We start from the raw sequence: 24,474 nt of genomic DNA, 5'->3' as shown, positions 1-24,474 counted from the left end.
CGGCCCTACCTCGTCCGTGCCGCGCGTGGGCGACACAGCAAGAATGCGCCACATGCGGCCGGATGTGCATCCTCGCGCGGGCCGGGAGAACCGCTCCGGACGGGGTATCCGCCCCGCCATGGGTGAGATTCTGGTGGGCGCGTGCTCGTGGACGGACCGGGCGCTGGTGTCCAGCGGCTGGTATCCCCCCGGCCGGCGGGACGCGGAGGGCCGGTTGCGCCATTACGCCGAACGCTTCCCGGTCGTCGAGGTCGACGCCACCTATTACGCGCTGCCCACGGAGCGCACGAGCGGGCTGTGGGCGCAGCGGACACCGGAGCGCTTCGTGTTCGACGTGAAGGCCTTCTCGCTGCTGACCGGGCATCCCACCCGGTCCGCGGTGCTGCCGCCCGGGCTGCCGGACGACGTGCGCGGCCCGAAGGCGCTGGACGAGGTGTGGCGCAGGTTCGCGGACGGCATCGCCCCGCTGCGGGAGACGGGCCGGCTGGGCGCCGTCCTGTTCCAGTTCCCGCCGTGGTTTTGCCCCGGCGTGCGCGCCCGCGCGTTCCTCGCACAGTGCGCCGAGCGCACCGCAGGCTGGCCGGTCTGTGTGGAGTTCCGCCATCCGGACTGGTGGCGGGGCGCCGAGCAGCGGCGGATCACCGCCGACCTGCTGAGGTCGCACGGATTCGCCGCCGTCGCCGTCGACATGGAGCAGTCCCTGGCGTCGGCGATACCGCCCGTCACGCCCGTGACCTGCGAGCGGCTCGCCGTCGTCCGCCTGCACGGCCGCAGCCGGTCCTGGGGCGCCGGCAGCAAGGAGGACCGCTTCCGGCACGAGTACACCGACGCGGAACTGCACGAGTGGACGCCGAGGGTGCGCGAGCTGGCCGGGCGGGCCGAGCAGGTGCATGTGCTGTTCAACAACTGCTGCGGCGAGGCGGCCGTGCGCGCCGCGGCGAGGATGCGCACCCTGCTCGACGGCTGACCGGTCCGGCGGAACCGGACCGGCGCCCGTCAGCCGGCGGTGACGCGCAGGGTGCTCTTGGCGAGCCGGTACGCCGGGAGCATCGCCTCGTGCTCCTGGGTGTCCATCCCGCCGAGGTGCAGCACCACGGGACCCTCGGGGGTGGTGACGGCGAGCGCGCGCTCCGTCTTGCTCTCCTCCAGCAGCTCGCTCGTGGTGACGTACTCGACCTCGGCGCCCTTGACGTCGCCCGAGGCGAAGGCGCGGTACACGGCCTTGCTCGCGCTCTTCTCGGCTCCGACGAAGCCCTCCAGCACGGTCCGTGCGTCCGCGTCGCCCGGCTCGCCGGTCCACACGCGCAGGAACCCGATCTTCCCCGCGGGCTTGGCGTCGATCTCGCAGGCCATGGTCACCGGCCCCTGGCGCAGCAGCGCGTCGGCCAGCTCGGCCAGGTCGCCGGTGGCTTCGGACGCCTCCTTCGCGTCGACGGCCTTGGCCTTCCAGAACTCGGCGACGTCGAAGGAGACCGGAAGCTCGCAGGCGGATCCCACGGCCCCCACGGAGCCTCCCCGCGCGGCCGTCTTCGCGCCCGCCGAGGCCGACGCCCCCGCGGTGCCCGCCGCCCCGCTCCCGCCCTCCGCGTCCGCACAGCCCGTCAGCAACCCCGTCAACAGGGCCGTCAGCACCAGCCCCCGCCGCGCATTCCGCCCGTTCCGCACGTTCCCCGCCCCACAGCGCACCGCTGAATCTCCTCTCGACGCCGGCGCCACGCCGGCGGAGCACTGTAACCGAGGGGACCGTGGGCCCGGCCACCGGAATTCCCGCGGCCACAACCGGAACCCGCTCGTCCGCGGACGCCGGGGAATGCGCGGGACACGGCCCGCGTTGAACCGCGTGACTGGCATGCACCGCTCAAAGGTGTGTTCCGGTGAGAGGAGGTCCCCATGGCCCGCAGCACAGCGCGCCCCGTCATCACCCTCAGGTCCACCGCCGGAACCGGCGTCTCCTACACGACGCGCAAGAACCGCCGCAACGACGCCGACCGGCTGGTCCTGCGCAAGTACGACCCCGTAGCCGGCCGGCACGTCTCCTTCCGCGAGGAGAGGTGACGCCCTGACGGCCCGTCCGGGCACGGCGGCCGGGGTCGCGGAACAGGACCCCGGCCGCTCCCCGGCGCGGACGAGTGATGTGCCGTCATATTCGCGCCCGACCGGGAACCCATAGCGGCATGAGCAAGACCGCGCTGATCGTCATCGACATGATCAACACCTACGACCATCCCGACGCCGACCTGCTCCTGCCCTCGGCCCGCCGAGTGGTCCCGGTGGCCACCGGTCTGCTGGAGCGGGCCCGTCGCGCAGGCGTTCCCGTCGTCTACGTCAACGACAACTTCGGCCAGTGGCGCTCGCACCACGGCGAACTGCTCGACACCGCACTCGCCGGCCCGCACGCCGACCTCGTCGAGCCGCTGCGCCCCGACGACGAGTCGCTCTTCGTCGTCAAGGCACGCCACTCGGTCTTCTTCGAGACCCCGCTGTCCTACCTGCTCGACCAGGAGGGCGTCGACCACCTCGTCCTGTGCGGGCAGGTCACCGAGCAGTGCGTCCTGTACTCGGCCCTCGACGCCCACATCCGGCACTTCGACGTCACCGTCCCGCGCGACGCCGTCGCCCACATCCACGCCGGCCTCGCGGACGCCGCGCTGGAGATGATGGAGCGCAACATGGGCGCCCGGGTGTGCGACAGCTCGGAGCTGTGGACGTGAACGCCCGCGCGCCGCAGCGCCGCTGAACCGCACGCGCCGCTCTGCGCTCTCCGCCCCCGCACCTGCGTGCCGGGTTCCGGCGGACGGGCGACACCCGCACCGGCGGCCGGGCGCCCGCCCGGGCGGGCACGGGCCGGCTCTCCCATCGGCACCTCCGCGCAGCAAGGGGCACGACACATGGCCGAGTTGACCCGCCGAAGACTACTGGGCTCGGCCGCGGGCGCGCTGGGCGCCGCGGCCCTCTCCCTCCTCCCGCCGAGCGTCCAGAAGGCCGTCGCCGCCGGACGCCCCGACCGCGGATCCCTCGCCGACGTCGAACACGTCGTCCTGCTGATGCAGGAGAACCGCTCCTTCGACCACTACTTCGGCACCCTCTCCGGAGTGCGCGGCTTCGCCGACCCCCGGGCGCTCACCCTCGACACCGGACGCTCCGTCTTCCACCAGCCCGACCCCCAGAACCCGAGGGGCTACCTCCTCCCCTTCCACCTGGACACCCGTACCTCCAGCGCCCAGGCCATCCCGTCCACCAGCCACGCCTGGTCGGTGCAGCACGAGGCGTGGAACGGGGGCCGGATGGACCGCTGGATGCCGGCCCACCGCACGGCCGACGGCGCCGACGGCCCGTACGTCATGGGCTACTACACGCGCGAGGACATCCCCTTCCAGTTCGCCCTCGCCGAGACCTTCACCGTCTGCGACCACTACTTCTGCTCGGTCCTCGGCCCGACGTGGCCCAACCGCCTGATGTGGATGACCGGCAGCATCGACCCGGACGGCCGGGCGGGCGGCCCGGTCATCGGCAACTCCGCCCCCACGCCGTTCGGCTGGACGACCTACGCGGAACGGCTCCAGGCGGCCGGAGTGAGCTGGAAGGTGTACCAGCAGGAGGACGACTACGGCTGCAACCTGCTGGAGCAGTTCGCCGCGTTCCGGGACGCCCTGCCGGGCTCCGACCTGTACGAGCGGGGCGTCCGGCCCCAGCCGGAGGGCACGTTCGAGGACGACGCCCGCAACGACCGGCTGCCGACGGTGTCCTGGATCATCCCGCCCGGACACCAGTCGGAGCACCCGGACTTCCTGCCGGCGGCCGGCGCGGCCTTCGTCGCCTCCAAGATCGAGGCGGTCGCTGCCGACCCCGCCGTCTGGGCCAAGACCGCGTTCATCCTGAACTACGACGAGAACGACGGGCTGTTCGACCACGTCCCGCCGCCGACCCCGCCGGCCGGCACCCCCGGCGAGTTCGTCGCGGGAGCACCGGTCGGGGGAGGCTTCCGCGTCCCGGCGATCATCGTCTCGCCCTGGACCGTCGGCGGCTGGGTCGCCTCCGAGGCCTTCGACCACACCTCCACCCTGCGATTCCTCGAAACCGTCACGGGCGTCAGGGAGCCCAACATCAGCGACTGGCGGCGCGGCGCGTTCGGCGACCTCACCTCGGCCTTCCGCTTCGACGCGCCCGAACCGCTCGCGCCCGCGCTGCCCGACGACACGGCCGAGCAGCTGCTCAAAGCGCAGGAGGAGGTCGCCACCCTGCCGAGACCCGCACTGCCCGGCGCCGAGCAGTACTTCCCCGCCCAGGAGCCGGGCCGCCGGCCGCACACCTGAACCGCGCGGCGCGGCGGCGCGGAGCGGCTGCCCCGCGCCGCGCCGCCGCCCGGCGCGCGGGTCAGCCGCAGCCGGCCGAGTGCGGAGGATCTGCGCGCGTAGACAGCGCGGCGCCCCGTGGCAGGAAGAACATGGCGCAGATCCGCAGCGGATCCGGCTCGCGGTTCTCCGCCATGTGCACGCCCTGCGGTCCGACCGGTTCGACGATGCACCCGCCCGCGGGCGTCACGCACTCGGAGCCGTCCGCCAGGGTCCGGGTCAGCACCCCGGCCGTCACCACGGCCACCACCCGGCCCTCGTGGTAGTGCCAGGGCAGCGACCCGCCCGGCTCGATCTCGTAGTCCGTCACGACGACCCTGGTCTCCCGCGGCGCCTCCAGGGCGAGCCGCTCGGTGAGGAGGCCGTCGGCCAGCAGCACGGGCGCCGGGCCGTCACGCGGGCCGGCCTCCGCGCGGTGCGCGGGCCCGGCGGCGGGTCTGGCTTCCGCGGGCGGGCGGCGGGTCACGCGGCGATCGCTCGGGAGGGGGTGGGCGGCCGGGGCGCCGGGGCCGGTCGGGCCCACCGGACGACGTAACCTGGCCGGGGTCATGTTCCGCTGGTCAGTGCGTTCCACGGACGTGACAGTAGCCCACCCGTGTGACAGCGCGGTGACCGGCAGTCAGGCCCCACCGACGGTGCCCGCGTCGCTCCGCTGCGCGACGCGAGAGAGACGCCCGGCACACGAGTAAGCCTCCGGCCACGTCTTTGCGTCCTCCACAACGTGACTCGCGCGAAGCGTCGCGCGACGAGTGTGTGGGGGAGACCTTGAGCATCCTGCGTCCCGAAGTGGAACGGCCTCGCGACCGCGCCGCGCACGACCGCGCCCGCGAGGACCGCGCCGGACACCACCGCGCCCTGGCGGACCGTGCCCTGGCGGACCGCGCCGGGCGGCGGCCGCGGCGCGGCCGCCGGGACGCGCCGCGCGACGGTGCGCTGTCCCGCGCCGCACGGTTCGCCCGCCGCGTCCTGCGGGACGAGTGGCAAGGCATCGTGGCCGGCCCGCTGCGCGAGCTGCGCCGGCGCGGCCCCGGCGCGCTGCTGCTGGCCGTCGTGGCGTGCCTCGGCGTGATCTTCTTCCACGCCCTGGCCCAGCACCCCGCGGGCGCGACGGCCGTGCGCGCCGTCGGAGGCGTCCAGGGCGACCTGCCCCTGTGGCTGGCCCTGCTGCGCACCCCGGTGTCCCTCTACGTGCCCGCGCTCGACCTGCCCGTGTGGGCCGGCCTCACCCAGCTCTTCCTCGCCTTCGCCCTCGCCGAACTCACCCTCGGCCGCCGCCGGACCCTGCTCGTCGCCTACGCGTCCACCCTGGCGGGCACGCTCTCGGTACGGGTGATGCTCGCGATGGGGCCGGGCTGGTGGGGGTTCGGCCTGCCGCCCGAGGCGGGCCACGTGCTCGACACCGGTCCGTCCGCGGCCGTCGTCGGTCTGTTCACCTTCCTCTCGGTCGTGCGCCGCGCGCCCGTCGTCTTCCTGCTCACCGGCGGCTCGATGGTGCTGGAGTCGATCGCCAAGCCGAACCTGGCCGGCCGCGAGCATCTGATCGCGGTGGCCGCGGCCCTCGTCATGGGCCTGCTGCACGAACGCGCCCGCCGCCGGGGGCGATCGCCGTCCCCGGGCTTTGACCCGTCGGCGGGGGACGGCCCGAAGGCGGTGGTGAAGGGGCGCGCCGCCGGGCGTGTCTGAGATGTTGCTATGAATTCGTGGTGCGGTTGAACACTTCTGTGTCCGGCCGCGTATTGAGCCGGGGGATTTCCTGTCCATGGCCGCCCACGACGCGTAGGAGCACTCCTTGGTACACAACAGGCGCAGACGCCCGACGGGCGGACGACGCGCGACCTTCCTGGCCGCGGCCCTGATGCTGGGCGGCGGCGGCCTGATGGCGGCGAACGTGTACGCCTCGGCCACCGAGGACGGCTCCGACGGCAACACGACCCGGCGGGCCGGCAACAGCGCCGTCACCGTGGACTGTCCGGACGTCGGCAGCAAACTGACCGACGTGCCCGAAGCGGCGTCCGCCGACGTCGACCGCGAACTCGCCCGGCTCGACGAGCAGATCGCCGCGGCCTACCGCCAACTGCAGGACTCGGCCCAGGCCGTGCGGCAGGACGCCGGCTTCGCCGACAACGCGGTGATGAACCCGCTGAAGGAGAAGCGCGGCGCGACCCTCGAACGCATCGCGGTCGCCATCGACCGCGTCGGCGCCCGCCCGGAGGGCCTGGAGTCCCTCGCCGCGTGCACCCTGCGCGCCTCGAACGACCAGGCCGACGGGGGCGCCGACGGCAACGGCGACGAGAGCGGGGCCGACGGCCAGAACGGCGACCAGGGCCGGCAGGGCGACGACGGCCAGAAGGGCGACGGCCGGCAGGGCGGCGAGGGCCGGCAGGGCAACGGCGGTCAGGCCGGCAACGGGCCGGTGGCCGCGGACTACGCGGACATCAAGTCCGTCCAGCCCTCGCAGACCCCGGACCCGGCGTCCGGCCCCTCCCGCGGCACGTTCACCAGCAGCTGCGGAGTCAACGCCAACGGGCTGTTCAACTCGGACAACGTGATCGTCGCGCCGGGCGTCTCCAACGGCGCCCACCACTTCCACGACTACATCGGCAACCAGTCCAACAGCGCCTTCGCCTCCGACGACGATCTGGCGAAGGCCGAGACGAGCTGCGTCGACCAAGGTGACAAGTCGACCTACTACTGGCCCGTTCTGCGCCTGCAGAACGGCGATCAGGAGCGGGACGCGGGCAGCCCCGGCGGCGGGGTCGAGGGCAACGCCGGCAAGATCGTCACCGCCAAGGACGTCACGCTGACCTTCGTCGGCAACCCGCGCTCGCAGGTCACCGCCATGCCCCGGCTGCTGCGCATCATCACCGGCGACGCCAAGGCCTTCGTCAACGGCACGGCCAACGCCAACGCCTCGTGGAGCTGCACCGGGTTCGAGGACCGCCAGCTCAAGGACAAGTACCCGCTCTGCCCGGCCGGCAGCGACGTGGTGCGCACCTTCCGCTTCCAGAGCTGCTGGGACGGCGCCAACATCGACAGCGCCAACCACCGCACCCACGTGGCCTTCGCCGCCGCGGACGGCTCCTGCCCGAACGGTTTCAAGGCGGTGCCGCAGCTGGTCCAGCGCATCGTGTACGACGTCGACGCGCCGAGCCTCCAGGACGGCGGCCGGACGACCCCGCTGTTCGCGGTGGACTCCTTCCCCGAGCAGCTGCACAAGCCGGTGACGGACCACGGCGACTTCATCAACGTCTTCGACGAAAAGCTGATGCGGGACATGGTCGACTGCATCAACCAGGGCCGCACCTGCGGCGCCGGCGCGAAGCCGGGCGACGGCGGCGGCGACCAGGGCGGCGACAACGGCGCCGGCAACGGCAACGGCGGTGACGACGGCTCCGCGAACGCCGGCACCGGCAACGGCGACGACAACGGCGGGAACACCGGCAACGGCGGGAACGCCGCCAACGGCGGCAACACGGGAGACAACGGCAACGCCGGAGACAACGGCAACGCCGGCGGCGGTTCCGGGAACGACGATTCCGGCAACGGCGGCAACACCGGCAACGATGGCTCCGGTGCCGGCAGCGGCAGCGGCAGCGGTGACGAGGGCAAGGGGCAGGGGGGCGCGCAGCAGCCCCAGGCTCCCGAGTCGCCCCGAGCGCCTGCGAAGGCGAGCACCGAGCCGCGCGTCTACACCAAGCCCTCGCCCAAGGCGGCCGTCTCGGCCCCCGTGTCGGCGCCCACCGCGGCCTCGGGCAGTGAGATCGGCGCCCCGGCGACCGCTCCGGAGTCCGCCGCCGCCCCCACGCCGTCCTCCGGCGACTCGGCGCCCCCGGTGGACGCCGGCTCCGGCTCCGACACGGGCTCCGGCTCCACCGTCGGCGGCACCGAGCCCCAGGCGGTCCAGGGCGGCCTCGCCGAGACCGGCGCCAACCTGTGGCCCGGCGCGCTGGGAGCCCTGCTGGTGATCGGCGGCTTCGTCGTCCTGCGTCGCAGCACCAGGCGCACCTGACCCCGACCGCACGAGCAGGGGCCCGTCGGACCTCCGACGGGCCCCTGCTCGCGTCTGGTCCGGGGCGCGCCCGCCGCACCGACGCACCCGACCGCGGGGGCCCGGTCACGCCATGCCGCCCGGCCATGGACAATTGACCGAGATCGTCAGCGCTGTCGACGCACAACGAGGAGCCACGGAGCATGGCGGGCGCACGGTGAACGAGACACGTAGGACGAAGTGGGCGCCGGCGCACATCGGCCCGTTGCGGCTGGACGCCGTCGCCCGGGCGCGGGGCTGGGCCCGGCTCGCGCTGTTCCTGGTCGCCGGCTGCGCGGCCGTGGTGCTGGCGGGCGCGGGCGCGGGCGGCTGGCTGATCCTGCTCTCCGGGTTCGCGCTGCTCGCCGTGGCCGGGGCCGGCGTGTGGTGGATGCTGGCGCACCGGGGCGGAGCCCGCCTGTTCGGGGCCGTGGTGGCCTTCGCCGCGCCCGTGGGCGTCATGGTGCTGTACGCGCTGTCCGGGCTGTGGCCGGTGGCGGTGGGCGCGCTCGCCCTGTGGGCCGGCGCGCTGGCCTCGGCCCGCGCCTCGCTGCGCAGCGTGCGCCGCCCCAAGGGCACCCACGGCCGCCGCACCCCGCCGCCGCGCCGTCCGGTGCTGATCATGAACGTGCGCTCGGGCGGCGGCAAGGTGGTCAAGCACCGTCTGGTCGAGCGCGCCGAGGCGCTCGGCGCCAAGGTGATCGTGCTCGGGGCCGACGACACCTACACCGATCCGGCTCAGGAGGCCCGCCGGGCCGTCGCCGACGGCGCCGACCTGCTCGGCGTCGCGGGCGGCGACGGCACCCAGGCGCTGGTCGCGGCCGTGGCCGCCGAACACGACGTGCCGTTCCTGGTGGTCGCCGCCGGCACCCGCAACCACTTCGCGATGGACCTCGGCCTCGACCGCACCGATCCCGTGCTCAGCCTGGACGCCCTCACCAGCGGCGTCGAACTGCGCGTGGACCTCGGCGACGTCAGCGGGCGCGCCTTCGTCAACACCGTCTCCTTCGGCGCGTACGCGGAGATAGTGCAGAGCCCCGACTACCGCGACGCCAAGGCCGCGACCGCCCTCGACCATCTGCCGGACCTGCTCCAGGGCGACGCGGCGCCGGTCCTGCACGTCCGCACGGACGACACCGAGATGCACGCCCCGCAGGCCCTTCTGGTCAGCAACAACGCGTACGCCCGCGCCGATCCGCTGGGCGGCGGCCGCCGCCCCAGGCTGGACGCCGGCCTGCTCGGGGTGATCGGCGTGCGGGTCGAGGGCGCGGCGCAGGCCGCCGAGATCGCGCTGCTGGGCGAGCGGGCGGGCGGCATCACCTCCGTCACCTCCCGGCGCGTCGTCGTCGAGGCCGACCGGGAGCGCATCGCGGTGGCCGTCGACGGCGAGGCCCTCGAACTGGCCGCCCCCGTCGTCTGCACGGTACGGCCCGCCGCGCTGCGGGTCAGGGTGCCCCGGCACCGGCCGGGCGCCGCCTACGCTCCCCCCACGGTCGACTGGCGGCGGATCGTCCGCCTGGCCCTCGGCCGTTCCGACCCCCGCACCGTCAAGGAGGCCTACGATGTCTGACCGCCGCCCGAAGCTTTCCGCCCGGAGCCTGGTCACCGACCTCGTCACGCTGGACCAGGCCCTGTACGAGGCGGTCACCGTGACCAGGACGCCCACCCTGGACACCGCCCTGCGCCGGCTGTCGGCGGCGGCCGACCACTCCAAGCTGTCCTTCGCCGTCGCCGCGGCGCTGTCGCTGCGCCGGGGCCGTCCGCGCCGGGCCGCCGTGCTGGGCGTGGCCGCGATCGGTGTGGCCTCGGCGTCCGCCAATCTGCTCGGCAAGAAGCTGGTGCGCCGCCCGCGTCCGCACCGTGCCGAGGACTCGCCGTTCCCGGGGCGGCACGTGCCGATGCCGCATTCGGCGTCGTTCCCGTCCGGGCACACGGCGTCGGCCGTGGCGTTCGCGGCCGCCGTGGGCCCCACCCTGCCGGTCGCCGCCGTTCCGCTGGGGCTGCTGGCCTGCGCGGTCGGCTATTCGCGGGTCCACACCGGCGTGCACTACCCCGGTGACGTGGTGGCCGGCGCTCTGCTGGGCACCGGCTCGGCGGCGCTGGTCGTCGGGCTGGCGGCTCGCGCGGCGAGGAACTGAGTGGCCCCGCCGACCGGGCCGGCCCGCCGGCCGCCCTTCCGCCCGCCTACCCCGCGGCCGTCTCGGGGCGGCCGCAGTGGAGGAAGAGGTGCGGCTCGGGCACGGCCTCGGGATGGTCGGGGGTGAACAGCACGTTCTCCTCGGCCAGCACGGTCAGGCCCGCCCGGGTGACCAGCTCGACCAGTGCCTCGCCCGCGAAGCTGGTCACGCGCACGGGCTGCCCCATGAAGACGGCGTCGACGCCCTCGACGTCGAGCGGCACGGTCGCCAGCACCACGCTGCCCCCCGGCCGTACCGCCCGCGCCAGCCTGGCGACCAGTTCCGCCTGCTGCCCGCGGTCCAGTTGCAGCAGGGAGAAGTAGACGCAGACGGCGTCCAGCGAGTTCTCCGGCAGCGGGAGTTCGCGTGCGTCGAGGCAGCGGAACCGCGCCTCGGGCACCTGCCGGGCCGCGAGCTCCACCATGACGGGGGAGACGTCGACGCCCAGCACCTCGTGGCCCGCGCGGGCGAGCATCTCGGCCGTCGGCCGGCCGGTCCCGCTGCCCACGTCCAGCACGCGGCTGCCGGGCGCGAGCCGCCCGAGCAGCCAGTCCAGCGAGGCGCGGTGCGCCTGCGAGTGCGCGAAGGCCGTCTCGTACGCGGGCCCCAGCGCGTCGAACACCCGCGCCGCGCGCCGTCCGTCGTCGTCCGTCAAGTCGGTCCCCCTGTCGTGACGTGCGGTTCCGGTCATGCGTTTTTCACTACCGTAAGTAACATGATCCAATCCTCTTGACGTGGAACCTACTCGCGAGTAGCCACGCCCCGGCACACCGTCGTTCCGTTCGGAGGACCCCCATGACCACTCCCGAGGACGCCCTGCAGCAGTCCCGCGCCGCTTACGAGGAGCACGCGCGCACCTGCCGCCAGTGTCACTTCGACCGGTCGCCCTGCGCCGTGTCCAAACTCCTCCTGCGCGCCTACAACAACGCCAGAAGGGCTCAGTCGCGGGCCGGATCCGCGGTGGGCTGACGCAGCGGCGCCCGCGCCCTCACGCGGGCCGGACGGCGCCGCGCAGCGCGCCCTCGCCGAACGGGAGGATCGCCTCCTCGCGGATGGACGCGCCCGGGCCCGGTGCGTGGATCATCATCCCGTCGCCCGTGCACAGTCCCGTGTGGCGGAGGTCGTCGAAGAAGAAGACGAGGTCGCCCGGGCGCAGATCGGCCAGGCTGACCCGGGTGAAGGCCTTCGCCTGGTCGATGGCGGACCGCGGCAGGGTCACCCCGGCGGCCCGCCAGGCGGCCTGGGTGAGGCTGGAGCAGTCGTAGGACTCGGGCCCGGTGGCTCCCCACACGCACGGTCTGCCCACCTGGGCGCGGGCGAAGGCGAGCGCCTTGTCCGCCTTCCCCAGGTACGCGGTGCCGGTGGTGCGGAACGTCGCGTCGGCCGGGCCCGCGACCGACGCCGCGGCGGCGGCGAGCGGAGCGGCGGGGGCCGCGAGGCTCGCGACGGCGGGGTACCCCGAGCCGACGGTGACCACGTCCCACGCGGGCACGGTGACGCCGGGCCGGTCTGCGACGAGCGCGTCGGCCGCCGGGGCGAAGCCGTACTCCGGTCCCGTCGGCAGGAGTTCGGGCGCGACCTGGCCCGGCGGGGGCCCGGCGACGACCGGGCCGGCGGCCGGCTGTCCGAAGCCGCCCGTCAGCGCGTCGGCGGACGCCTGGAGACCGGGGTTCGCCACGGGGAGACCGAAGTCGGGCACGGGGTAGCCGGACGAGGCGGCGGCGAGGGCCGGGTCGGGGACCGGGTAGCCGTTCGCGACCGTGAGGCCGCCGGTCCCGCCGTCGGGCGTGAGGATGCCGGACTCCCGTGCGCGCAGGCCCGGTTCGGGCAGGACGGCGCCCGCCTGCGCCGCGAAGGACGCCGTTTGCGGCGTGAGCGGGTCGGGCGCCGCAGCGAGGACGGACGCGACGAGAGCGGCCTCGGACGGCGCGAAACCCGCCACGGGCGCGGCGGCGCCCGGCGCCGGGGCGCCGAGGCCGGAGGCCGGGGCGGCGAAGGCCGGTGCCTGGACGCCGAAGTCCGCCGTCTGCGCCGGGAAGCCCGGCGTCGCGGTGACGGCGGCGAGCGGGCCCGTCGTGGTCAGGAGCGCGTCGGCGCCGGTGGGGTCGGGCGGACCGGCGGCGGGGCGGCCCGCCCACGCGGCCGTGATCTCCGCCCGGAACGCCTGCTGTTCGGCGGTGTCCCAGGACTGCTGGACCGGCTGGGCCGCGACGGGCTGGGCGTCGAGCACCGGCAGGACGGCCGTGGGGGCGGCTGCCGGGGCGGCCGCGGGCAGGGCCGGAGCGGGGCCGCCTACGGCGCGGGCCAGGATGTCCCGGGCCGCGGCGAGCTTGCGCCCGTTGCGCTCCTTGGTGCTCTTGAGCGAGGCCTGCCGGTCAGCGGGCGCGGCGGCAGCGGGGACGGGGGCGGCGGGACCGGCCGTGAGGGCGGGGAGGGCGGCCGGGGCGGGCGCCAGCGCCTTGGGCTCGCCCTGACGGGGCTCGGGCACCGCGGGCAGGGCGGCGACCGCGCGTCCGGTGAGCTCGGGGGTCCGTCGGACCGCGGCCTCCAGCTCGCGCACGACGGCGCTGTCGCCGGGGCGTTCCGCGGCGGGGGCCGGCCGGGCGGCGGGGGCCGGCAGCCGGTCGGCCGGCAGCACGGCGGGGACGGTGGGCCCGACCCGGTCGCGGGCCCGGTCGAACCACTGCCTGGCCACCGCGTCGAGCGACGGGTCGCCCGAGCGGCGTCCGCCGCCGGGGGCGGGAGCGGACGTCCTGCGGGAGCGGCCCGACATGGCGCGTGTCGCGTTGTAGGTGCCCGTGTCGCTCTCGGCCCGGTCGTAGAGCGAACTGACCCGCCGCTGGATCTCCGCCCGACTCGGCTCGTCGCTGCTGCCTGGGGAGCGCGGGCTGCGATCCGTCGCCATGGAAGACGTACTCCTTCCGTGCCCGCCGCGGTTGGGCGGCGGAATCGGGGCGACCCCTGTTGCGGGCGCCTCAAGCCCCCTGCCCTGACGGGCAGTCGAACGGCCTGGCGTCAACTTAGCCAACTTGTGTGCCTGGCGTGAAGATTGAGGTCTTAAATGTCCGATACGCAGTCGTGACCTTCGTCTCTCGCCGGTCCTCGCGCCGCTGGTCCGGGCGTCGGGGGCGGCCCTGTCACGGCCGTCGGCGGCTCGCCTCGGCGGCGGGACGGCGGGTGCGGACCGCCTCGTCCTGGGCCAGCAGGGAGAGCAGCGCCGCCACGCTCAGCCCCGCCTCGGCGGGATGGCGCAGCACCCTGTCGGGCTCGATCCGGTAGGTGTTGCCGCGCCCTTCTCGCGTATGGGAGAGATAGCCGTCCTGCTCCAGGTCCGCGATGATCTTCTGCACGGCCCGTTCGGTGAGCCGGCAGTGCGCGGCGATGTCCCGGATGCGGGCGCTGTTGTCGTCCGCGATGGCGGCGAGCACGCGCGCGTGGTTGGTGAGAAACGTCCATCCGTTGTGTGGCTCGGGCACCCCTTCCATGGGGCAATCCTATGTCCAGGTGTTCACGCATACAAATACCGGAACTACATTTCGTGTATTGGTTGACGTATGACGGGATCGGGAGTGACCCTGGTGATGACATGTGGAGTGACCGGGGAGGCGGTCATGCCGGATTCAGCCCATGACGCGAACGCCGCGGGCGTGGATGCCCGCACGGGAGCCGGAACGGACCGCGCCGTCCGCCCCCGTCCGCCGGACGCCGCAGTCGTGATCGGCGTGCGTCCCGCCGGCCGCCGTGCCGTCGTCGCCGTGCGCGGAGATCTCGACCTGGACTCGACCGGGCGGCTGGACCGGGCGCTGCACGAAGCGCTCGCCGTCGCGGCCGACGGGATCGATCTCGAACTCGACGCGGTCGCCTTCTGCGACTGCTCCGCCCTGAACGTGCTGCTCGGCGCGCGGGAGGACGGGCTGCGCGAGGGCAAGACGGTCGCCGTGCGCACGGTGAGTCCACCGGTGGCCCGCCTGCTGGACCTCACCGGCACCGCCCCGCTGTTCGGCCCCTGCGGCACCCCCGACCCCCCGGACACCACCCGTCCCGCCGCGGGCACCTCGGCTGCCGCCCTCGGCGGCGGGCCGGGCGACGCACCGGGCGAGGGCGGCGGGCACGCCCTGCGCGTCGAGGCCGGACTACGCGACCTGCGCACCCGCCCGGCATCCGGCGGTCCCGGCTCCCCGCCGTCCGCGGCGGCGGACCCGAGCGCGCCGCCGACCGACGCCGTCGCCGCACCGGGGCCGGTCCCGTGACCGTCGGGGCCGGGCTGCCGCGCCCCGCGAGCGGCCGGTCGTCCCGGGGCCCGCGGTCCTATGCTCGGGCCATGAGGAGATCTGTGGCGAGGCATGCGGGCGCCGGGGCTTCCCGCCGTTCCCTGTGGTCGAGCGACTCCACGCTGTCGGTCGGCTCGGTCGGCTCGTTCCTGTCGATCGGCTCGGTGGGCAGTTGCCTCTCGATCGGCTCGGTCGGCAGCTTTCTGTCGGTGGGGTCCGTCGGCTCCGCCGCGTCCGTGGCCGCGGTGGGCTCCTGGCTCAGCGCCGGTTCTGTGCTGTCCGCCGCCTCGGTCGGCTCGGTGCTGTCCTGGCGCTCCCACGGCCGCGTGTGCGCGGCCGGCGCGGCGGCCGCCGTCGCCGGAGCGGTCCTGCTGCGCACGCGGGCGTCGGACCGGAGCCGCACCCCGCGCTGACACGCAAACGGCCCGGCCCGGCACGGAGTCCGAGGCGGCCCACGCACCCCGCCGCCCACCGGACCGTTCCCCGCACGGGCATGGGCCCCCCGCGGTGGCAGGAGGCCCATGAACCGTGACTCTGACCGCCCGGCGCGCTCACGCACCGGGCTCTTGCTCAGTGGTGGGCGGGCCCGATCTTGATCACGCCGGCGATCCGGGTCATGACGCCCGTGTCGTGGACGACCTTCCCGTCGGACGTCTTCCAGATCCTGATGTGGAAGGTGTCCGGGTTGTCGGTGGCGGTGACGCGGAAGCTGTAACCGCTCTTGCCGTTGACGCTGCCGGAGCCCTGGAGGAGCGCCCGCTTGCCGGACACGACCAGCCAGTCGAGGTGAGCGGACCGCAACGTCAGCTTCGCCTGCTTCAGGCTGAAGGTGACCACGCCCGCGGGGGCGGTGGCCCCGGGCAGGTACCCGGCCGAGACGGAGAAGAACGGCTTGCCGCGGGACGTGGACAGGCCCGAGCCCACCACCGGTCCGGCGGCCCGGTCGTACACGACGACCTCGGGCAGCGTCAGCGCGGCCGTGCCGCCGTCGTCGTCCTTGACGGTGATCACCGGACGGAAGAGGCCCGCCGTGGTGTAGACGTGCTCGGCCCGGCAGCCGGACCCCGTGACGACCCCGTTGGCCGGCTTGCCGCCGTCCTTGAAGTCGACCACGCAGGTGTGCGTGTCACGGGCGCCCGCGTCGGCGAACCTGACGGTGACGGCCGCCGGACGTCCGACCGGGACGGGGGACCCGGGGCCGGTGGCGGAGGTGATCGAGGGCGCCGCGTTGGCCACCGTGACGACGGCCGTGTCGGTGCTGCGGCCGCCGGTCAGGGTGAGGGTGAACGTGCCGTCGTCGGTGCAGGTGACCGTCGTGCGGGCGGCCGTCGGGGCGGCGACCGTGCAGGGCGCGCCCTTGTCGACCGTCCACTTCGGGCTGCCCGTCCCCGAGAGCGTGCCGTTCAGGGCGATCCGGTCGCCCTCCACGCCCTTGACGTCCGGGCCGGCGTGCACGACGGCGACCGGGTCGATGCTCGTGAGTGTGGGCACGACCTTGCGGATGAGCCCGTCGGCGTCGAACTCCAGCTTGTCGACGGTGGTCTCACGGTGGGTGCCGTCACCGCCGGGGATCGCGAAGCGGTGGTAGGCGATGTACCAGTCGTCCGTGCCCGGGACCTGGACCACCGAGTGGTGGCCGGTGCCCTTGATGCCCAGGGACAGGTCCTTCTCCAGGATGACGCCCCGCTTGGTCCACGGGCCGTTGGGGGAGGGGCCGGTGGCGTAGGCGACCCGGTAGTTCTCGTCCCGGGTGTCGTTCTCCGACCACATGAAGTAGTAGACGCCCTTGCGCTTGACGACGAACGCGCCCTCGTTGTAGCCGCTCGGGGTGATGTCCTGGACCTTCGCGGTGTCGATCGAGGTCATGTCGTCGTTCAGCGGGACGACGTACCCGTGGCCGTTGCCGAAGTAGAGGTACGACGTGCCGTCGTCGTCGGTGAAGGCCGCCGGGTCGATCATCTGGCCGGGGAACTGGCCCGCCTTCAGCAGGGGCTTGCCGAGGGCGTCCTTGAAGGGACCCGTGGGGGAGTCGGAGACGGCGACGCCGATGTTGGCGTCGGCGCAGAAGTAGAAGTAGTACTTGCCGTTCTTCTCGGCGATGGTCGGCGCCCAGGCCCTGCTGTCCGCCCAGCTCACGTCCGGCCCCAGGTCGAGGACGACGCCGTGGTCGGTCCAGTGCACCAGGTCGGTGGAGGACCATGCCTTGAACTGCGTGCCGCTCCAGCCGTCGAAGCCGTCGGTGGTCGGGTACATGTAGAAGGTGTCGCCGAAGCGGACGATGTTCGGGTCGGCGTTCAGGCCCGGCAGGACCGGGCTCTTCATGATGAGCGCGGACACCGTCCAGGTGCGCTTCGCGCCGTCGGAGCCGGTCACCTCGTAGGTCTGCGGCTTGCTGAAGTCGCGCAGGGCGCCGGAGGCAGGGGTGATGCCCGCGCCGTGGGCCAGGGTGAACTGCGGGGCCAGGGCGGTGACGTCGCTGCCCTGGGTCAGCGGCAGGACGACGGTGCTGTTCTTGTCGTCGATCAGCGCGTCCACCTTGAGCGCCGGGTGGGTCGCCGCGGCGATGCCGGTGGTGTTGCCGGCCAGTTCCAGGACCTCGGCGGGCGTCAGGGCCCGGTTGTAGATCCGGAAGTCGTCGACCTCGCCCGCGAAGTACGGGTCCGGCGAGTACAGGGACTTGCCGATGTAGCCCGAGGCGTCCTTCGCCGCGTCGTACAGCTCGGACGGCTTGACGGTGACGCCGTTCACGCGGGCGGCTTCGGCGCCGTCCACATAGAGGACCGCCGTCTGGGTCGCGCCGTCGAGCGTGACGGTGAGGTGCCTCCACGCGCCCGGGGTGAGCTGCGCGCCGCCGATCATCTGCTTCTCACCGGACCAGGTGGCCTTGGTGATCGCGGAGAACAGCTTGCCGCTGCCGTTGGAGGGGGTGGCGAAGAGGTACCTGTCGCTGTCCGGGCCGAGCCCGAACAGCCACTGGAAGTTGTCGCCGCCCTTCCACTTGACGTACGTGGAGACGGTGACGCTGTCGGCGCCCTTCAGCACGCCGTTGGGAATCTTCACGTACGGCGAGTCGGAGGTGCTGGAGCCGCCGGACATCTTGAACGAGCCGCCGTCGACGCCGGTCCCGAAGGCGGGCGTGCGGACGTACGTCCCGTGGTAGCCGTGGCCGCTGGAGTCACGGACGATGCTGCCGCCGCTCTCGTCGAAGCCGTAGTGCAGGAGCAGGTCGGCGGGCACGTCCGGGCCCTCGGCGGAGACCGTGACGTCGGCGTGGACGTCGATCGCCGCGTCGCCGGGCAGGTCGCCCTTCACCGTGAAGGAGCCGGCCTGCGCGTACCGCGACGGGTCGACCTTCTCCCAGGTGACGGTGACGGGCCGCTTCGCGCCGTCGGCGTAGGTGGCGATGACGGTGGCCGGCAGCACCGGCGCCTCGCCGATCCGCGTCTTCACCGGAACGTCCTCGACGCCGGTGACGATCTGGTCCGGCTGGTAGGCGCGCAGCAGCCGGTCGTACTCGGCCTGCGTCACCGGCAGGACGGTCCCGTGACGCGGCTTCGACGGCAGGTCGTAGCCGGTGGACGGGGTCCAGTTGCCCGAGGAGAGGTCCGTCGTCTCGAACGGGATGTAGCCGCGGCCGCCGAACTCGTCGAGGAAGGCGTACCACTTCTCCTCGCTGTTGGACTTGAACACCAGCGGTCCCTCGGCCGCGTTCATCGCGCCCTTGCCGATGCCCTCGGCGACCGCGGTCCAGGACGGGTCGAGCAGCGAGTCGCTCTTCTCCTCGAAGACGAACTTGCTGTTGGGGGTGGAGGAGGTGTTGTTGCGCTCGTCCTTCGACAGGCGGAAGTAGGTGCCGTCGTGCTGGATGACGGTGGAGTCGATGACCGAGTAACCGCGGTCGATCCAGACCTTGGGCTCGCTGAAGGTGTAGAAGTCGCGGGTGGTGGCGTACATCATCCGGTTGTAGGTGTCACCGGAGTGCGCGGGGTTGTCGTACAGCTTCGACGCCCAGAACACCACGTACTGGCCGAGCTTGGAGTCGTAGAACGCCTCCGGCGCCCAGGTGTTGCCGGCGCTGTCCGGGGAGACCTTCACCAGGCGCTGGTCCGTCCAGTGCACGAGGTCGGTGGACTCCCACACCATGATGGACTTGCTGCCGGAGCGCTGCGAGCGGTCCCAGTCGCCGTTGCCGTAGATCCTGAGGTCGGTGGCGATCTGGTAGAACTTGTCGCCCTCGGGGGAGCGGATGATGAACGGGTCGCGCAGGCCCTTCTCGCCGAGCGTGGAGGTGAGGACGGGCTTGCCGTCGTTCAGCTCACGCCACTTCAGCGGGTCGTCGCCCTTGCTCAGGGCCGCGTAGAGCTGCTCGCCGTCCGCGGTGCCCTCGCCGGTGAAGTAGCTGAACATGTAGCCCTTGAGGGCTTCCTTCACGGGGAGTTCGGGGACCTTCGCGGTGAACGTGCGGGTGGTCCGCGCCTCGCCCTTGGCGACGGTCGCGGTCAGGGCGGCCGTGGCGGCGCCGGCGCCGTGCGCGGGGCGGTGCACCACGCCGTCGGCCGAGACGACGTCCTGCGCGGCGGAGGACCAGGTCACGGTGGTGCCGTACGCGCCCGTCGCGGGAAGGGTGAGGTTGCCGCGCGCATCGTCCAGGTTGTGGACGGTGAGGGCCGCGGCGGCCTGCTCGGTGGCGCCCTTGTCGTCGAGGGCCGGCAGGACCGTGACGTCGAAGGCCCGGGTGGCGGAGACGGAGCCCTTCTTCAGGGTCGCGGTGAGCGTGGCGTGACCGTCGGGCTCGTCCGCGGCCGGCCGGGTCACCTTGCCCGCGTCGGACACCACGCCGGGGTGGTCGCTGGACCAGGTGACGAGGGAGCCGCCGGCCGGGCCGGTCGTCGGCAGGGTCAGGTCGGCGGTGACGGCGCTCGTGTCGCCGAGGGTCAGTGCGGCCTTGTCGTCCGCGACGCCCTGGGTGGCGACGGGCAGGGAGAGCTGCTCGACCTCGCCGGCGTCCAGGGCGCGGTTGTACACGCGGAAGTCGCGCATGCTGCCCTTGAACAGCCGGTCACCCGAGTAGACGGACTTGCCGACGGCGTTGGCGGTGGTCGTGCCCGAGCCGATCGCGCCGGGGGTGATGGTCACCGACGTGTTGCGGGCGACCTCGACGCCGTCCTCGTACAGCACGCCCGTGGTGCCGGACTGGGTGTACGTGAGGTGCTTCCACACGCCGCGCGCCAGGTTGTGGGAGTCGGCGGGCTTGGTGTTCTGCTCGGTCGACCAGTTGCCGGTCGCGATCGAGGCGCGCAGGGAGTTGCCCGTGGCGAACAGGTAGCCGTTGCCGTTGCCGCCGCTGGTGTTGCCGAACCCGTAGAGGAAGTACGGCGTGGCCTGGGCCGCGTCCATCTTCACGTCCATCGCGACGCTGACGGACGTCATGCCCTTCAGCACGTCGTTCGGCATTTTGACGTAGGTGTCGGAGCCGTTGAAGGAGAGGCCCTGGCCGGACGAGGAGAAGCCGGCGGTCCCGTTGAGCGTGCCGTTCAGTCCGTGGCCGGAGGCGTCGGGGACCGTCGTGCCCGAGGCCCCGTCGAACTTGTACCAGAGGGCCAGGCCATCGGTGACGTCGGCGGCCTCCGTGGCCCCGGCGGGAACGGCCGTCCCGGCGAGGCCCACGAGCAGGGTCACGGCGGTCAGTGCGGCGAGCTGTCCTGTCCCGTGTCGCGTCCGGCCGCGGAGTCGATGTCTGTGCGCCATGGGGGGACCGCCGTTTCAGCCGTGTGACGTGATGTTGCAGGAGTGTCAAACGGTGTGCATGGCCGCGTCAAGACTTTTCGAACGACGTCCGACAGGCCGAACAGCGAGGTTCCGGGCGGCCCGTACGGGCGCCGTCCGAAGGAAGGACGCGAGCCCGACCCGCCGGCCGGGACGGTCCGATCGAGCGGAACATGGGGTGAGTGGCCCGACTCACATGGCCAACACGGTCACCCACCGCCACGATGGGTCCCGTCACCGGCAGGCTGAAGGGGTCCACGATGTTCCGCAAGGTGCTGGTCGCCAACCGTGGTGAGATCGCGATCCGGGCGTTTCGCGCCGGCTATGAGCTGGGCGCGCGCACGGTCGCCGTCTTCCCCCACGAGGACCGCAATTCGCTGCACCGGCTCAAAGCCGACGAGGCGTACGAGATCGGAGAGCCGGGCCATCCCGTCCGCGCGTATCTCTCCGTCGAGGAGATCGTGGCCGCCGCCCGGCGGGCGGGCGCGGACGCCGTCTACCCGGGCTACGGGTTCCTCTCGGAGAACCCCGAACTCGCCCGGGCGTGCGAGGAGGCGGGCATCACCTTCGTGGGCCCCGACGCCCGCACGCTCGAACTGACCGGCAACAAGGCCAGCGCGGTGGCCGCGGCCCGCGCGGCCGGCGTGCCCGTCCTCGGCTCCTCCGCGCCCTCCAACGACGTCGACGAACTCGTCCGGGCCGCCGAGGACATCGGCTTCCCCGTGTTCGTGAAGGCGGTCGCGGGCGGCGGCGGTCGAGGCATGCGCCGGGTCGAGGACCCGGCCCAGCTGCGCGAGTCCATCGAGGCGGCCTCCCGCGAGGCGGCCTCCGCGTTCGGCGACCCCACCGTCTTCCTGGAGAAGGCCGTCGTCGACCCCCGCCACATCGAGGTGCAGATCCTCGCCGACGGCGAGGGCAACGTCATCCACCTCTTCGAGCGCGACTGCTCCCTCCAGCGCCGCCATCAGAAGGTCATCGAGATGGCCCCCGCGCCCGACCTCGACCCGGAGCTGCGCGACCGCATCTGCGCCGACGCGGTGCGCTTCGCCCGCCAGATCGGCTACCGCAACGCCGGCACCGTCGAGTTCCTCCTCGACCCCGCCGGCAACCACGTCTTCATCGAGATGAACCCCCGCATCCAGGTCGAGCACACGGTGACCGAGGAGGTCACCGACGTCGACCTCGTCCAGGCCCAGCTGCGCATCGCCGCCGGCGAGACGCTCGCCGGCCTCGGCCTGTCGCAGGAGACGGTCACCCTGCACGGCGCGGCCCTCCAGTGCCGTATCACCACCGAGGACCCCGCCAACGGGTTCCGCCCCGACACCGGCCGCATCAGCGCCTACCGCTCCCCGGGCGGCTCCGGCATCCGCCTCGACGGCGGCACCACCCACGCGGGCACGGAGATCAGCGCCCACTTCGACTCCATGCTGGTCAAACTCACCTGCCGGGGCCGCGACTTCCCGACCGCCATCGGCCGGGCCCGGCGCGCCGTCGCCGAGTTCCGCATCCGCGGCGTGGCCACCAACATCCCCTTCCTCCAGGCCGTCCTCGACGACGCCGACTTCCAGGCCGGACGCGTCACCACGTCGTTCATCGAGCAGCGGCCCCACCTTCTGACCGCCCGCTCCTCGGCCGACCGCGGCACCAAGCTGCTCACCTACCTCGCCGACGTCACGGTCAACAAGCCGCACGGCGAGCGGCCCGAGCTGATCGACCCGGCCGCCAAGCTGCCCGCGACGCCCGCGGGCGAGCCGCCCGCCGGCTCCCGCCAGCGCCTGGTCCACCTCGGCCCCGAGGGCTTCGCCCGCTGGCTGCGCGAGTCGCCCACCATCGGCGTCACCGACACCACCTTCCGCGACGCCCACCAGTCCCTGCTCGCCACCCGCGTGCGCACCAAGGACCTGCTCGCCTCCGCCCCGCTGGTCGCCCACACCCTGCCCCAGCTGCTCTCCCTGGAATGCTGGGGCGGCGCCACCTACGACGTCGCCCTGCGCTTCCTCGCCGAGGACCCCTGGGAACGGCTCGCCGCCCTGCGCGAAGCCGTCCCCAACATCTGCCTCCAGATGCTGCTGCGCGGCCGCAACACCGTCGGCTACACCCCCTACCCGACCGAGGTGACCGACGCCTTCGTGCACGAGGCCGCCGCCACCGGCATCGACGTCTTCCGCATCTTCGACGCGCTCAACGACGTCGGCCAGATGCGGCCCGCCATCGACGCCGTAAGGGAGACGGGCACGGCGGTCGCCGAGGTCGCCCTGTGCTACACCTCCGACCTGTCCGACCCGAACGAGCGCCTGTACACCCTCGACTACTACCTGCGGCTTGCCGAGCAGATCGTCGAGGCCGGCGCGCACGTCCTGGCCGTCAAGGACATGGCGGGCCTGCTGCGCGCCCCGGCCGCCGCGAAGCTCGTCTCGGCGCTGCGCCGCGAGTTCGACCTGCCGGTGCACCTGCACACCCACGACACCGCGGGCGGCCAGCTCGCCACCTACCTCGCCGCGATCCAGGCGGGCGCGGACGCCGTCGACGGCGCCGTGGCCTCCATGGCGGGCACCACCTCACAGCCCTCCCTGTCGGCGCTCGTCGCCGCGACCGACCACTCCGAGCGGCCCACCGGCCTCGACCTCCAGGCCGTCGGCGACCTGGAACCGTACTGGGAGGGCGTGCGCCGCATCTACGCGCCCTTCGAGGCGGGCCTGGCCTCCCCGACCGGACGCGTCTACCACCACGAGATCCCCGGCGGGCAGCTCTCCAACCTGCGCACCCAGGCCGTCGCGCTCGGCCTCGGCGACCGCTTCGAGGACATCGAGGCGATGTACGCCGCCGCCGACCGCATCCTCGGCCACCTGGTCAAGGTCACCCCGTCCTCCAAGGTGGTCGGCGACCTCGCCCTGCACCTGGTCGGCGCCGGGGTCGACCCGCACGACTTCGAGGCGGCGCCCGACCGCTACGACATCCCCGACTCCGTCATCGGCTTCCTGCGCGGCGAACTCGGCACCCCGCCCGGCGGCTGGCCCGAGCCGTTCCGCAGCAAGGCGCTCCAGGGCCGCGCGGACGCCAAGCCCGTGCAGGAGCTGAGCGCCGAGGACCGCGAGGGCTTCGAGAAGACCCCCCGCGCCACCCTCAACCGGCTGCTCTTCCCCGGCCCGACGCGCGACTTCGACAACCACCGCCAGGCCTACGGCGACACCAGCGTCCTCGACAGCAAGGACTTCTTCTACGGTCTGCGCCCGGGCAAGGAGTACGCGGTCGACCTGGAGCCCGGCGTGCGGCTCCTGATCGAGTTGCAGGCCGTCGGCGAGGCCGACGAACGGGGCATGCGCACCGTGATGTCGTCCCTCAACGGCCAGTTGCGGCCCATCCAGGTCCGCGACAAGGCGGCCGCCTCCGAGGTGCCGGTCACCGAGAAGGCCGACCGGGGCAACGCCGGGCACGTCGCCGCGCCGTTCGCCGGCGTGGTCACCCTGGCGGTCGCCGAGGGCGACGAGGTGGAGGTCGGCGCGACGATCGCCACCATCGAGGCGATGAAGATGGAGGCCACGATCACCGCGCCGAAGGCCGGCCGCGTCGACCGGCTCGCCATCAACCGCATCCAGCAGGTGGAGGGCGGCGACCTGCTCGTCGTCGTGGACTGAACCGAGCGCCGCCGGCGACCGACCGCCGGCGGCGCCGACCCCCTGCCCTGCCGGGGGCTGAACGGGCTTGTGGAGGACGGTTGCCGCTCGTGGGCGGCCGTCTCCCGGCCTCTGGGCCGGGCGGGCGGGGAGGGACCCGGGAAGGGCGCCGTTCGTCGGCATGTGCCGTGTGCGAGCCTTCCGTTGCCCCGGATGCCCCGGACCGGGCGCCCGCGACGGACGTTGCCCACGGGGGCAGCAGGTCTG

Annotated in this window: 18 protein-coding genes; 12 read left to right on the top strand and 6 right to left on the bottom strand. The window is 73.6% G+C overall.

The window, feature by feature from the left end; all coding sequences use genetic code 11:
- The first annotated feature begins 118 nt into the window (after positions 1 to 118).
- The gene (locus ACGFSH_RS27990) at positions 119 to 967 is read left to right on the top strand and encodes a DUF72 domain-containing protein (RefSeq protein ID WP_393353378.1); all 849 of its coding nucleotides are present in this window, start codon (positions 119 to 121) and stop codon (positions 965 to 967) included.
- 29 nt (positions 968 to 996) lie between these two features.
- Here the strand turns inward: ACGFSH_RS27990 and ACGFSH_RS27985 are convergent, their stop codons facing one another.
- Positions 997 to 1,851: a lipoprotein gene (locus ACGFSH_RS27985; protein WP_393353376.1), complete on the bottom strand. Its 855-nt coding sequence runs from the start codon at positions 1,849 to 1,851 to the stop codon at positions 997 to 999.
- Positions 1,852 to 1,890: 39 nt separating this feature from the next.
- Between ACGFSH_RS27985 and rpmG the strand changes: the two genes are divergently transcribed.
- The 3 genes from rpmG to ACGFSH_RS27970 all read left to right on the top strand — a co-directional run bounded on the left by rpmG (position 1,891) and on the right by ACGFSH_RS27970 (position 4,313).
- Complete coding sequence (rpmG, locus tag ACGFSH_RS27980; RefSeq protein ID WP_393353375.1) at positions 1,891 to 2,055, top strand: 50S ribosomal protein L33; 165 nt, start codon at positions 1,891 to 1,893, stop codon at positions 2,053 to 2,055.
- 119 nt (positions 2,056 to 2,174) lie between these two features.
- The gene (locus tag ACGFSH_RS27975) at positions 2,175 to 2,711 is read left to right on the top strand and encodes a cysteine hydrolase family protein (RefSeq protein ID WP_393353374.1); all 537 of its coding nucleotides are present in this window, start codon (positions 2,175 to 2,177) and stop codon (positions 2,709 to 2,711) included.
- 177 nt (positions 2,712 to 2,888) lie between these two features.
- Positions 2,889 to 4,313, top strand: coding sequence for an alkaline phosphatase family protein (locus ACGFSH_RS27970; RefSeq protein WP_393353372.1), 1,425 nt, complete (start codon positions 2,889 to 2,891; stop codon positions 4,311 to 4,313).
- A 61-nt stretch (positions 4,314 to 4,374) separates the two neighbouring features.
- On the opposite strand, the gene ACGFSH_RS27965 is transcribed toward ACGFSH_RS27970, so the two are convergent.
- A complete protein-coding gene (locus ACGFSH_RS27965; protein ID WP_393353371.1) occupies positions 4,375 to 4,926 on the bottom strand; it encodes a cupin domain-containing protein in 552 nt (183 codons plus the stop codon).
- Positions 4,927 to 5,285: 359 nt separating this feature from the next.
- Between ACGFSH_RS27965 and ACGFSH_RS27960 the strand changes: the two genes are divergently transcribed.
- From ACGFSH_RS27960 to ACGFSH_RS27945, 4 genes are all read left to right on the top strand, one after another.
- Entirely contained in the window at positions 5,286 to 6,035 is a 750-nt protein-coding gene (locus tag ACGFSH_RS27960) for a hypothetical protein (RefSeq protein ID WP_393353586.1), read from the top strand.
- A gap of 193 nt (positions 6,036 to 6,228) precedes the next feature.
- Positions 6,229 to 8,361 carry a DUF1996 domain-containing protein gene (locus ACGFSH_RS27955; RefSeq protein WP_393353585.1) on the top strand — a complete coding sequence of 711 codons (2,133 nt, stop codon included), beginning with the start codon at positions 6,229 to 6,231 and terminating at the stop codon, positions 8,359 to 8,361.
- Positions 8,362 to 8,557: 196 nt separating this feature from the next.
- Positions 8,558 to 9,949 carry a diacylglycerol/lipid kinase family protein gene (locus ACGFSH_RS27950; protein ID WP_393353370.1) on the top strand — a complete coding sequence of 464 codons (1,392 nt, stop codon included), beginning with the start codon at positions 8,558 to 8,560 and terminating at the stop codon, positions 9,947 to 9,949.
- The gene (locus ACGFSH_RS27945; protein WP_393353369.1) at positions 9,942 to 10,517 is read left to right on the top strand and encodes a phosphatase PAP2 family protein; all 576 of its coding nucleotides are present in this window, start codon (positions 9,942 to 9,944) and stop codon (positions 10,515 to 10,517) included. The genes ACGFSH_RS27950 and ACGFSH_RS27945 overlap by 8 nt, the downstream gene beginning before the upstream one ends.
- A gap of 46 nt (positions 10,518 to 10,563) precedes the next feature.
- Here ACGFSH_RS27945 and ACGFSH_RS27940 read toward each other — a convergent pair whose 3' ends face one another.
- Positions 10,564 to 11,247, bottom strand: a complete 684-nt coding sequence (locus ACGFSH_RS27940) for a class I SAM-dependent methyltransferase (protein ID WP_393353367.1) — start codon at positions 11,245 to 11,247, stop codon at positions 10,564 to 10,566.
- A 104-nt stretch (positions 11,248 to 11,351) separates the two neighbouring features.
- Here ACGFSH_RS27940 and ACGFSH_RS27935 point away from each other — a divergent pair, with 104 nt between their 5' ends.
- Positions 11,352 to 11,525 (top strand): hypothetical protein, encoded by a 174-nt coding sequence (locus ACGFSH_RS27935; RefSeq protein ID WP_393353366.1) that lies wholly within the window; start codon positions 11,352 to 11,354, stop codon positions 11,523 to 11,525.
- Positions 11,526 to 11,544: 19 nt separating this feature from the next.
- Here the strand turns inward: ACGFSH_RS27935 and ACGFSH_RS27930 are convergent, their stop codons facing one another.
- Both ACGFSH_RS27930 and ACGFSH_RS27925 read right to left on the bottom strand, forming a co-directional pair.
- Positions 11,545 to 13,461 carry an NlpC/P60 family protein gene (locus ACGFSH_RS27930; RefSeq protein ID WP_393353364.1) on the bottom strand — a complete coding sequence of 639 codons (1,917 nt, stop codon included), beginning with the start codon at positions 13,459 to 13,461 and terminating at the stop codon, positions 11,545 to 11,547.
- 232 nt (positions 13,462 to 13,693) lie between these two features.
- Positions 13,694 to 14,041: a helix-turn-helix transcriptional regulator gene (locus ACGFSH_RS27925; protein WP_393353363.1), complete on the bottom strand. Its 348-nt coding sequence runs from the start codon at positions 14,039 to 14,041 to the stop codon at positions 13,694 to 13,696.
- A gap of 126 nt (positions 14,042 to 14,167) precedes the next feature.
- Between ACGFSH_RS27925 and ACGFSH_RS27920 the strand changes: the two genes are divergently transcribed.
- The gene (locus ACGFSH_RS27920; RefSeq protein ID WP_393353361.1) at positions 14,168 to 14,806 is read left to right on the top strand and encodes an STAS domain-containing protein; all 639 of its coding nucleotides are present in this window, start codon (positions 14,168 to 14,170) and stop codon (positions 14,804 to 14,806) included.
- A 71-nt stretch (positions 14,807 to 14,877) separates the two neighbouring features.
- Positions 14,878 to 15,240: a hypothetical protein gene (locus ACGFSH_RS27915; RefSeq protein ID WP_393353360.1), complete on the top strand. Its 363-nt coding sequence runs from the start codon at positions 14,878 to 14,880 to the stop codon at positions 15,238 to 15,240.
- Positions 15,241 to 15,397: 157 nt separating this feature from the next.
- Here ACGFSH_RS27915 and ACGFSH_RS27910 read toward each other — a convergent pair whose 3' ends face one another.
- On the bottom strand, positions 15,398 to 20,575 hold the full coding sequence (locus ACGFSH_RS27910) for a family 43 glycosylhydrolase (protein WP_393353358.1): 5,178 nt from the start codon (positions 20,573 to 20,575) through the stop codon (positions 15,398 to 15,400).
- 278 nt (positions 20,576 to 20,853) lie between these two features.
- Between ACGFSH_RS27910 and ACGFSH_RS27905 the strand changes: the two genes are divergently transcribed.
- The gene (locus ACGFSH_RS27905) at positions 20,854 to 24,228 is read left to right on the top strand and encodes a pyruvate carboxylase (protein ID WP_393353584.1); all 3,375 of its coding nucleotides are present in this window, start codon (positions 20,854 to 20,856) and stop codon (positions 24,226 to 24,228) included.
- Positions 24,229 to 24,474 lie beyond the last annotated feature (246 nt).

It is taken from the genome of Streptomyces sp. NPDC048481, from assembly GCF_043200075.1.
GTDB lineage: Bacteria > Actinomycetota > Actinomycetes > Streptomycetales > Streptomycetaceae > Streptomyces.
Note: the sequence above shows the minus strand (reverse complement) of the source record. Positions and strands in the feature narration are given on the sequence as shown.

What these genes read in the sequence shown, in the direction of transcription:
- ACGFSH_RS27915 (WP_393353360.1), top strand. Translation starts at nt 14,878, where the DNA reads ATGAGGAGATCTGTGGCGAGGCATGCGGGCGCCGGGGCTTCCCGCCGT.
- ACGFSH_RS27975 (WP_393353374.1), top strand. Translation starts at nt 2,175, where the DNA reads ATGAGCAAGACCGCGCTGATCGTCATCGACATGATCAACACCTACGAC.
- ACGFSH_RS27985 (WP_393353376.1), bottom strand. Translation starts at nt 1,851, where the DNA reads ATGCCAGTCACGCGGTTCAACGCGGGCCGTGTCCCGCGCATTCCCCGG.
- ACGFSH_RS27990 (WP_393353378.1), top strand. Translation starts at nt 119, where the DNA reads ATGGGTGAGATTCTGGTGGGCGCGTGCTCGTGGACGGACCGGGCGCTG.
- ACGFSH_RS27905 (WP_393353584.1), top strand. Translation starts at nt 20,854, where the DNA reads ATGTTCCGCAAGGTGCTGGTCGCCAACCGTGGTGAGATCGCGATCCGG.
- ACGFSH_RS27930 (WP_393353364.1), bottom strand. Translation starts at nt 13,461, where the DNA reads ATGGCGACGGATCGCAGCCCGCGCTCCCCAGGCAGCAGCGACGAGCCG.
- ACGFSH_RS27945 (WP_393353369.1), top strand. Translation starts at nt 9,942, where the DNA reads ATGTCTGACCGCCGCCCGAAGCTTTCCGCCCGGAGCCTGGTCACCGAC.
- ACGFSH_RS27940 (WP_393353367.1), bottom strand. Translation starts at nt 11,247, where the DNA reads ATGACCGGAACCGCACGTCACGACAGGGGGACCGACTTGACGGACGAC.
- rpmG (WP_393353375.1), top strand. Translation starts at nt 1,891, where the DNA reads ATGGCCCGCAGCACAGCGCGCCCCGTCATCACCCTCAGGTCCACCGCC.
- ACGFSH_RS27910 (WP_393353358.1), bottom strand. Translation starts at nt 20,575, where the DNA reads ATGGCGCACAGACATCGACTCCGCGGCCGGACGCGACACGGGACAGGA.
- ACGFSH_RS27935 (WP_393353366.1), top strand. Translation starts at nt 11,352, where the DNA reads ATGACCACTCCCGAGGACGCCCTGCAGCAGTCCCGCGCCGCTTACGAG.
- ACGFSH_RS27970 (WP_393353372.1), top strand. Translation starts at nt 2,889, where the DNA reads ATGGCCGAGTTGACCCGCCGAAGACTACTGGGCTCGGCCGCGGGCGCG.
- ACGFSH_RS27925 (WP_393353363.1), bottom strand. Translation starts at nt 14,041, where the DNA reads ATGGAAGGGGTGCCCGAGCCACACAACGGATGGACGTTTCTCACCAAC.
- ACGFSH_RS27920 (WP_393353361.1), top strand. Translation starts at nt 14,168, where the DNA reads ATGCCGGATTCAGCCCATGACGCGAACGCCGCGGGCGTGGATGCCCGC.
- ACGFSH_RS27955 (WP_393353585.1), top strand. Translation starts at nt 6,229, where the DNA reads ATGGCGGCGAACGTGTACGCCTCGGCCACCGAGGACGGCTCCGACGGC.